At 52.7% G+C, this 9,557-nt stretch carries 8 protein-coding genes; 6 read left to right on the plus strand and 2 right to left on the minus strand.

Annotated features, from left to right (window positions below):
* Positions 1-214: 214 nt before the first annotated feature.
* From putP to phoH, 5 genes are all read left to right on the plus strand, one after another.
* Positions 215-1,699, plus strand: a complete 1,485-nt coding sequence (gene putP, locus VH86_RS21555) for a sodium/proline symporter PutP (RefSeq protein ID WP_045834051.1) — start codon at positions 215-217, stop codon at positions 1,697-1,699.
* Positions 1,700-2,588: 889 nt separating this feature from the next.
* A complete protein-coding gene (gene efeU / locus VH86_RS21560) occupies positions 2,589-3,422 on the plus strand; it encodes an iron uptake transporter permease EfeU (RefSeq protein ID WP_045834052.1) in 834 nt (277 codons plus the stop codon).
* A gap of 54 nt (positions 3,423-3,476) precedes the next feature.
* A complete protein-coding gene (gene efeO, locus VH86_RS21565) occupies positions 3,477-4,595 on the plus strand; it encodes an iron uptake system protein EfeO (protein WP_034824332.1) in 1,119 nt (372 codons plus the stop codon).
* 2 nt (positions 4,596-4,597) lie between these two features.
* Positions 4,598-5,878, plus strand: coding sequence for an iron uptake transporter deferrochelatase/peroxidase subunit (efeB, locus tag VH86_RS21570; protein WP_045834053.1), 1,281 nt, complete (start codon positions 4,598-4,600; stop codon positions 5,876-5,878).
* Positions 5,879-6,452: 574 nt separating this feature from the next.
* Entirely contained in the window at positions 6,453-7,241 is a 789-nt protein-coding gene (phoH, locus tag VH86_RS21575) for a phosphate starvation-inducible protein PhoH (protein ID WP_034824330.1), read from the plus strand.
* Between the two features lie 68 nt (positions 7,242-7,309).
* Here phoH and VH86_RS21580 read toward each other — a convergent pair whose 3' ends face one another.
* The gene (locus VH86_RS21580) at positions 7,310-8,188 is read right to left on the minus strand and encodes a retroviral-like aspartic protease family protein (protein ID WP_052696638.1); all 879 of its coding nucleotides are present in this window, start codon (positions 8,186-8,188) and stop codon (positions 7,310-7,312) included.
* A gap of 89 nt (positions 8,189-8,277) precedes the next feature.
* Positions 8,278-9,291, minus strand: coding sequence for a nitrilase family protein (locus VH86_RS21585; protein WP_045834054.1), 1,014 nt, complete (start codon positions 9,289-9,291; stop codon positions 8,278-8,280).
* Positions 9,292-9,386: 95 nt separating this feature from the next.
* On the opposite strand from VH86_RS21585, the gene VH86_RS25310 reads away from it, so the two are divergent.
* The coding region (locus VH86_RS25310) for a LysR family transcriptional regulator (RefSeq protein WP_156150609.1) at positions 9,387-9,557 on the plus strand (171 nt) is incomplete at its 3' end.

The following is a 9,557-nucleotide window of genomic DNA, read 5'->3' on the forward strand; positions in this document are numbered from 1 at the left end:
GCGTGTGCAACCTATTGGTATTAAATCATCGAAGTCAGGTGAAACCATTGTGACAGCTGTGTTAAATGCATTGTGCGCGCCGCCCCTTTGCGGCAGGATACCGCGCCTTAAGAGAAATCGCTTTCTCTGGATGCGGTAAAGCCCTGCGTTATCACGTTCCGACGACGCAGGAAAAAGATTTCTCTTAACGGATTAAATAATAAGTGGAGAGAGTATGAGTATAAGTACACCGATGTTGGTGACCTTTGTAATTTATATCCTGGGAATGGTGCTGATTGGCTTTATTGCCTACCGTTCAACCAAAAACTTTGACGACTACATTCTGGGTGGACGTAGTTTAGGCAGCGTGGTCACCGCACTGTCAGCGGGTGCATCAGATATGAGCGGTTGGTTGCTGATGGGCTTACCCGGCGCCATCTTCCTTTCCGGCATTTCAGAAAGCTGGATCGCCATTGGCCTGACTATCGGTGCCTGGCTGAACTGGAAAATTGTGGCAGGTCGCCTGCGCGTGCAGACCGAACATCACGATAATGCCTTAACACTGCCGGACTTCTTCTCCAGCCGTTTCGAAGACAAAAGCAAGCTGCTGCGTGTTATCTCCGCTGTGGTCATCCTCATCTTCTTCACCATTTATTGCGCATCTGGCGTGGTTGCGGGTGCACGTCTGTTTGAAAGTACCTTCGGTATGGATTACCAGACCGCGCTGTGGGCCGGTGCTGCTGCCACCATCCTTTATACGCTGGTGGGCGGATTCCTGGCGGTGAGCTGGACCGATACCGTGCAGGCCAGCCTGATGATCTTCGCGCTGATCCTCACCCCGGTGTTTGTGATTATCGCGGTAGGTGGTTTCGATGATTCACTGGCGGTTATCGAAGCCAAGAGCCTCGAAAACCTCGACATGCTGAAAGGGCTCAACTTTGTTGCCGTGATCTCCTTACTCGGCTGGGGCCTGGGCTACTTTGGACAACCGCATATCCTGGCGCGCTTTATGGCCGCGGATTCACATCACTCGATTCGCACTGCACGTCGTATTGGCATGACCTGGATGATCCTGTGCCTCGCGGGTGCCGTGGCGGTAGGCTTCTTCGGTATCGCCTACTTCCAGAACCACCCAGAACAAGCGGCAGGCGTTAGCCAGAACGGTGAACGCGTATTTATTGAACTGGCGCGTATCCTGTTTAACCCATGGATTGCTGGCATCCTGCTGTCTGCGATTCTGGCAGCGGTGATGTCCACCCTGAGCTGCCAGTTGCTGGTGTGCTCAAGCGCCCTGACAGAAGACCTCTACAAAGGCTTCCTGCGTAAAAATGCCAGCCAGAAAGAGCTGGTGTGGGTAGGGCGTTTGATGGTGCTGCTGATTGCGTTGATCGCTATCGCGCTGGCGGCCAACCCGGAAAACCGCGTGCTGGGCCTGGTCAGCTATGCATGGGCAGGCTTTGGTGCCGCCTTCGGTCCGGTTGTTCTGTTCGGGGTGTGCTGGAAGCGTATGACACGCAACGGCGCGCTGGCCGGGATGGTGATTGGTGCAATGACGGTGCTGCTGTGGAAACAGTATGGTTACACCGAACTGTATGAAATCATTCCTGGCTTCATCTTCGCCAGCATCGCGATTGTGGTGTTCAGCCTGATCGGTAAAGGCCCATCAGAAGAAGCGCAAGCGCGCTTTGCTGCGGCTGAAGCGGAATTCAACACTAAGTAATGTGCTCTCTGGCACATCAAGCCCGCCCGTTAAACGGCGGGCTTTTTTATTGAATCGACAATGCTAAAACTCTCAAGGCAAAGCAACACTACAGCCTAATGTTCGATACAGGCTATGCAGAATAGCGAAGCGTTTGCGCCGTGAATGGCGGCCTTATGCGTATTGCCTTTTAGTTAAACAACGGGTGATAACGCAGTCTGGTGTCATTCTGTGGCTGGCGGTCCTCGCGCCGCTGACGCGGTACCTTCACTTCATTCGTCTGCCTGACGGACCGGCGGGGGGTGGCACATCGTGTGCCGCCCCGCCTTTCGCCCGCGTCCAGCGGGCTCTCCTGGCAGACTCATTGCGTTCAGCGCTGCGGATTGCCAGACACAAAATGGCACCAGTCTGCTCTGAAGCTTTCGTGTGTGTCATTAAAAACGGCAAGGCTTAAACCCTCAATTCAAAGCAATACCATAGCCAAACGTCCAATAAAGGCCATGCCGAAGAGCGAAGCGTCCGCGCCATGGACGGCGCGGCCGATCTGCAGGGATGCGTGGTTTCTTCGCGATCGGGATGGCCTTTAGTGGACAATGCGCTGAACTCAAAGCGACACCTCTGCACTGAACCTGAAGCGATAACTCTGCACCGAACGTGCAGCGAAAACCCGGCACTGAACCTGCAGCGATATCAAGGCACTGAGCTTTCAGCCCCACCCCAGCACTGAATATTTATCTGAACGCTTAAATCCCCATCCCCATTTTCACTGAATCCGTTTCCCTCCCCGCAAATGAGAAATAATTTCATTAAGTGACTTGTAATTTTACCCGCGATAATGATAATCGATATCGTTTGCAATTTACGTATTTTTACCTAAGGTTTACCCTGCTTAACAATCAAGAGGTTGGTGATGTTCGTACCGTTTCTCATTATGCTGCGTGAAGGTCTTGAAGCAGCTCTCATCGTCAGCCTGATTGCCAGCTACCTGAAACGCACCCAGCGTACACAGTGGTTCCCCGCGATGTGGGCAGGTGTCTTCATTGCCGCGGCACTCTGCTTAGGCCTTGGCATCTTCATCAATGAAACCACCGGCGAATTTCCGCAAAAACAACAAGAACTGTTTGAGGGCATCGTGGCGGTCGTCGCGGTGGTCATCCTCACGTCCATGGTGTTCTGGATGCGCAAAGTCTCGCGCAACATCAAAGCCACACTGGAACGCTCGGTGGATCAGGCATTGCAAAAACAGGGCGGCGGTGGCTTCCCGCTGGTCCTCATGGTCTTTCTGGCCGTTGCTCGTGAAGGGCTGGAATCGGTATTCTTCCTGCTCGCCGCTTTCACCCAGGATGTCGGCTACGCGCCGCCGATTGGTGCGGTACTTGGCCTGTTAACGGCGATTGTATTGGGCATGCTGCTCTACTACGGCGGTATCCGCCTCAACCTGGCGAGCTTCTTCCGCTGGACCAGCTTATTCATTCTCTTTGTTGCCGCAGGCCTCGCGGCAGGTGCGATCCGTGCTTTCCACGAAGCAGGGCTCTGGAACCACTTCCAGGACATTGCTTTTGACCTCAGCAACACGCTCTCCATCCACTCGGTGGTCGGTACGCTGCTGGAAGGCATTCTCGGCTATCAGGAAACGCCAAGCGTCAGTGAAGTGGCGGCCTGGCTTATCTACCTGATTCCGGCGCTGCTGCTGTTCTTCTTCCCGGCGCGCCCAACGGCCAGTGCTGCACGCACCACACGCTGAAATTAAATCAGGCGCGATTGCGCGCCTGTTCTTCCATGTAACAGGGATATCACTATGACGATTCGCTTCCGCCGTAAGGCGCTGTTGGTTTCGATGCTGGCTCTCTCAGGCGCTGCATCTGCTGCATCCATCCCGCAAGTCACGGTTACCGTCACTGACAAACAGTGTGAGCCGATGTCACTCAATGTGCAGGCGGGTAAAACCCAGTTCATCATCAAAAACAACAGCCAGAAAGCGCTGGAGTGGGAAATCCTGAAAGGGGTAATGGTGGTGGAAGAGCGTGAAAATATCGCGCCGGGTTTTAGCCAGAAACTGACCGCGAACCTCGAAGCAGGCGAATATGACATGACCTGCGGCTTGCTGACCAACCCGAAAGGCAAACTGGTGGTATCGGGTGAGTCGAAAACCGCTGCCAAAGGCAAAACCGACATCATGCAGCTGGCTGGCCCAATCACGGACTACAAAACCTACGTGATGAGCGAAGTCAAAGAGCTGGTGGCGGGCACTCAGGCCTTCACCGATGCAGTAAAAGCGGGCGATCTGGAAAAAGCCAAAGCGCTGTACGCACCGACCCGTGCACACTACGAGCGTATCGAGCCGATTGCTGAACTGTTCTCCGATCTGGACAGCAGCATCGATGCCCGTGAAGATGACTTCGAGAAAAAAGCCGAAGACCCGAAATTCACCGGTTTCCACCGCATCGAAAAAATCCTCTGGGCCGACAAAACCACCAAAGGTGCTGAAGAGTTTGCCACTAAACTGAATCAGGACGTGCTGGATCTGCAGACCCGCATCAGCGAACTGGCATTCCCTCCGGCGAAAGTCGTCGGCGGCGCAGCAGGCCTGATCGAAGAAGTGGCGGCCAGCAAAATCTCGGGTGAAGAAGATCGTTACAGCCGTACCGACCTGTCTGACTTCCAGGCCAATATCGACGGTGCACAGAAAATCGTTGATCTGCTGCGCCCACAACTGCAAAAAGCTAACCCGCAGCTGCTGGCGAAAGTCGATGCCAACTTCAAGAAAGTGGACAGCATCCTCAGCAAATACCGCACCAAAGACGGTTTCGAATCTTATGAGAAACTGACTACCGCTGACCGCAATGCGCTGAAAGGGCCGATCACCACTCTCGCGGAAGATCTCTCCCTGCTGCGCGGTACTTTAGGTCTCGACTAATCATGAGCCGTAAAAATGACGCGGCGCAGCCGTCGCGTCGTCGTTTATTGCAGGGATTAGGCATGTTGGGCGGCGCGGCTGCCCTAAGTGGCGGCTGTCCGTTCCATACGGCAGCCGCGGCTGACAGCTTCTCTCCCGGCACGGTTGCACCCGATGCGCGCCAGCAGGCGCAACCCTTCTATGGCCCGCATCAGGCTGGCATTATCACCCAGCAGCAGGCTTCCATGATGCTGGTGGCTTTTGACGTCTTAGCCAGTGACAAAAGTGACCTCGAACGTTTGTTCCGTCTGCTCACAGAGCGCTTCGCTTTCCTGACCAAAGGAGGCGCTGCGCCAGTTGTCACCAACCCGCAGCTGCCGCCAATGGATTCCGGCATTCTTGGCGCTGATATCGCACCCGATAATCTCACCATGACGCTGTCCGTGGGCACCTCGTTGTTTGATGAGCGCTTTGGTTTAAGTGCACACAAACCGACGCAACTGCAAAGCATGACGCGCTTCCCCAACGATTCGCTGGATGCCGATCAGTGTCACGGCGATCTACTGCTGCAAATCTGCGCCAATACGCAAGACACGGTGATTCACGCACTGCGCGACATCATTAAGTACACGCCCGATCTGCTGGCCGTACGCTGGCGGCGTGATGGTTTTATTGCCGATCATGCCGCACGCAGCCATGGCAAGGAAACGCCGATCAATCTGCTGGGCTTCAAAGATGGCACCGCCAACCCTGATACGCATAACCCTGCGCTCATGGATCAATTGCTATGGGTGACGGCGAACCAGCAGGAACCTGCCTGGACGCAGGGCGGTAGTTATCAGGCGGTGCGTATCATTCGTTTCCACGTTGAAATGTGGGATCGCACTCCGCTGGGTGAACAGCAAACCATATTCGGTCGTGAGAAACTTTCCGGTGCGCCACTGGGCATGAAAGAGGAACATGACGTGCCGGATTACAGTAAAGATCCGGATGGCGATGTCATCGCGCTGGATGCGCATATCCGTCTCGCCAACCCACGCACGCCGGAAACAGACAGCAGTTTAATGCTGCGCCGGGGCTACAGTTACTCCTCAGGGATTACCGGTTCGGGGCAGTTAGATATGGGACTCTTGTTCGTTTGCTATCAGCATGATTTAACCAAAGGCTTTATCACGGTGCAAAAACGTCTCAATGGCGAAGCGCTGGAAGAATATATTCGTCCGATTGGCGGCGGTTACTTTTTCGTTTTACCGGGCGTCCCTGACGAAAAACATTACCTTGGCCAGCCTTTACTGCAGGCCTGATTAATAAACGCACCGCGCCAGCGCAGCGATAAGGTTGCGCTGGCGCTTTTTTCACCGACCGTAAACTTTCCCCTGGTCGCTTCCACTTCCGAATGTTCCGAGAAAGTTCGTCGCGCGTCAAATAATCCATCTCACTGAAAAAGCGAGATAATTTAATTTAAGACGAAAATTCTCATGCTTCGCTTATCTGTTTTTCTTTGTCGTGACGTAAAAATAGTGTTGCAAAGCATGGTTAATATGATGCACTTTACTCATAAGCGTTGTCAGTTGTGTGGCTATGTCCACTGGAGTTCGCGCATGACCCGGTCCTTCTATGGACAGTTAAATACACTTCAGCTAGCGCAGTACACTGCGGGGGATTTCTTCCCTCCAAAGTATCCTCTTCACTTTTCAATTAACGTTCCCGAACTATCGCCATTTCTTTACCGGTGCGCTTCAGCGCTTCGTCGTTGTTGCACACTACTCTCAATGGCCAGACCCGGCTTACAAGGAAGCCAAACAAACCTCTAAAGCGTTCAAGTCATCGCCGCGGGTGATCCGCCGCGATAAATGAAACCAACTGTAAGGTGCCACTATGGGAAGACAGAAAGCAGTGATCAAAGCGCGTCGTGAAGCAAGAAGAGTCGTTCGTAGTGATTCTCGCAGTCACCGTCAGCGTGAAGAAGAATCGGTCACTTCGCTGGTGCAGATGGGTGGGTTGGACTCAATTGGCATGGCGCGTGATTCACGCGATCGTGGTCCGATTGAAGCCAGAAATGAAGCTCAAGCGCACTATCTTAATGCCATAGAAACGAAACAGCTGATATTCGCCACCGGTGAAGCCGGTTGCGGTAAAACCTGGATTAGCGCAGCCAAAGCGGCTGAGGCCCTGATCAATAAGGATATCGAAAGGATTATTGTGACGCGCCCGGTTCTGCAGGCGGATGAAGATCTCGGTTTCCTTCCTGGGGATATTTCCGAGAAGTTCGCCCCGTATTTCCGACCGGTATACGACGTTCTGGTTAAACGTCTCGGCGCTTCCTTTATGCAGTACTGCCTGAGGCCTGAAATTGCCAAGGTAGAGATTGCGCCCTTCGCATATATGCGCGGACGTACGTTTGAGAATGCGGTAGTGATCCTTGATGAGGCACAAAACGTCACTGCGGCACAGATGAAGATGTTCCTGACACGCTTAGGCGAGAACGTGACGGTTATCGTCAACGGTGATATCACCCAGTGTGACTTGCCGTCCCACGTCAAATCTGGTCTGGCCGATGCGCTGGCGCGTTTCGAAGAAGACGAGATGATTGGTGTGGTGCGTTTCGACAAAAACGACTGCGTCCGTTCGGCACTTTGCCAGCGCACGCTGCTGGCTTACGGTTAACGATTGAGAAGTTGATTGAGAGTGTAGCGAAGCAAAACCCGGCGCAAGCCGGGTTTTTTTATGGCTGCTCAGCCAGGTTCATTGGCGCGTATCAATAACTGCTGGTTAGGGAAATCAATCAGAACACGATGATGTTGTAAAAAATTAGTGCCTAATAAACCATCCGCTACCATTTGTGAATCAATATCCTCCACCAGGATCGCCTCGATATTTATTTTCCCGGACGTGGCCTGTTTTATATTGATTTGCATCGCCTGACAACCTTCATCATCCATTTCCGCTATGACTTCTTTGCAAGGAAAAACGTTATCTGTTCTATTTAAACGTTTGCTCCATAACATCGAGAGTGTTGCACCGGTATCCAGCAGCATATTAAAACTCTCATTATTTTTCATGACCTCAATGATTATGCCTTCATCTGTGATCGTTAAAGGCAGCGTTAACCATTGCTGGCGGTCGATAGTGAAATCCTCCAGCCGATTCGCCACGGTGAACAGGCGATGCGGGTAATCAATCATCAGGACCTTTTGCCGGAAAAGCCCCAATCCGATGACCATACTTTCCGGTCTTTTGCCGTCAGGATGCAGCGTCAGTCCCCATGGGCTCAAGGAAACACCTTCAACGTTCTCAAAGCTCATGCCATTAACCGAGACATGGTGAAACATGAATTTATCATTCAGGAACACCTCGCCGGTCAGATCGGTGGTGCGCACTTTATCCTTTAACGGCTTTAGCCACGGCACCTGTCGTATAAACGCCGGATCAAAATGGAAAGCAAAGACAGAGCCGATATCCAGCATAAACTCGCCCTCCTGGCCGTTAATATTCAGCGTGACAATCGGTAATGCACTTTCATCTAATTTAAAGGGGATTTTAATTACTGCTTCAGCTAATGATGTGAACGTCAGTATGAAGATAAAAACCCCATAATGCATGAATCCTTTCATTTGTTCTTTCCTAAGTTGGTATTTACCTCAACCAAATATCTTCAGCGTCGGTATAAATAAAACGCGAAAGGTTTACGCCTCGTGTGGCTTTATGTTTTATCCAAAGATGTTTTATGCGCCATTTTGTGATCGAACACAGGAACATCTTCGGAAAATCGTGCGGTGCGTGCATCCCGCTCATAACCTTGTGGTTCACAGAGCAGGTGATAAAGTTCTGGCCGTCTGCCGTGAATCCAGCGGCGTCCGGTAGACATCGCCAGTAACGAAAGGTCCAGATCGGCGCTCACCAGCGTATCTCTGAATGAAGTGGTTTCGTTGACGATGCGACCATAGGGATCAATCACCATCGCATTGCCGGTACGAATCTCACCGTTATCCAGTCCTACGCCATTACTGAACAGGATGAACAGTCCATTATCGTGTGCACGCGAGGGTAGCCAGCGCATCAACCAGCCTCGCCCGCTGTCACCCACTAATGCGGCTTCCAGCGCTTCAGGGTCTTGCTGGCGGTTTTCCCAAAGGCTTACAGGGATGGGTTTCATGCCGAAGGGGCTACGTGAGTGCGTGCCGCCCGTTTGATGTGGCGCAATCAAAATATCGGCACCCAGCAGGGCGGTGACGCGAACGTTATCGGTGAGGTTATTGTCCCAGCAGATAAGAATCGCTATTCGTACACCCCACGGCGTATCAAACACCGTAAATGCATTCCCCTGGGAAATGGATGGATGCTCGAAAGCGTGGATCTTACGATGTATATGGCGTTGACCATCAGGCATGCAAACCGCGTAAGCATTGTAGAGCTGGCCGTTTTGATGCTTTTCAATATAGCCCGCCCCGATCGCCATCTGATAGCGCTCTGCCAGCGCCGCTATCCGTGCCAGTGACGGGCTGTCATCGCTGCGCTCGGCGAGGGCTTCCACCTCATCATGCGAGAGCTGAGGCACATGCCAGTAACCCGTGATACACATCTCAGGAAAAGCCAAAACCTGAGTATCTGTCTGAGCGGCCTGTTCAATAAACTGTTCCATCAGCGCTAAGTTGTACTGCTTGTCTCCGGCGCGATGACAAAACTGTACGGTGGCAACACGAAGCTGTTTGTTCATGATGGTTTCTCTCGTAGGGGAATAGCGTGCTATTTCACCAGAGAGAAATCCACCGTGTATAATCACAACTTCGCTCACTTCGATAACCGAATGGAATGGATATTAAACTGCTTCGAGCCTTCGTCACGTTGGCTCAAACCCGTGCTTATCATACTGCTGCTGAACAGCTGTGCGTGACGCAACCCGCGCTGACGAAACAAATCCAAACGCTTGAGCACCTTGCGGGTGTCACGCTTTTCCAGCGCGGGCGGCACGGCGCCCGCCTC

This window comes from Pantoea sp. BL1 (genome assembly GCF_000963985.1).
In the GTDB taxonomy this organism is placed as follows: domain Bacteria; phylum Pseudomonadota; class Gammaproteobacteria; order Enterobacterales; family Enterobacteriaceae; genus Pantoea; species Pantoea rwandensis_B.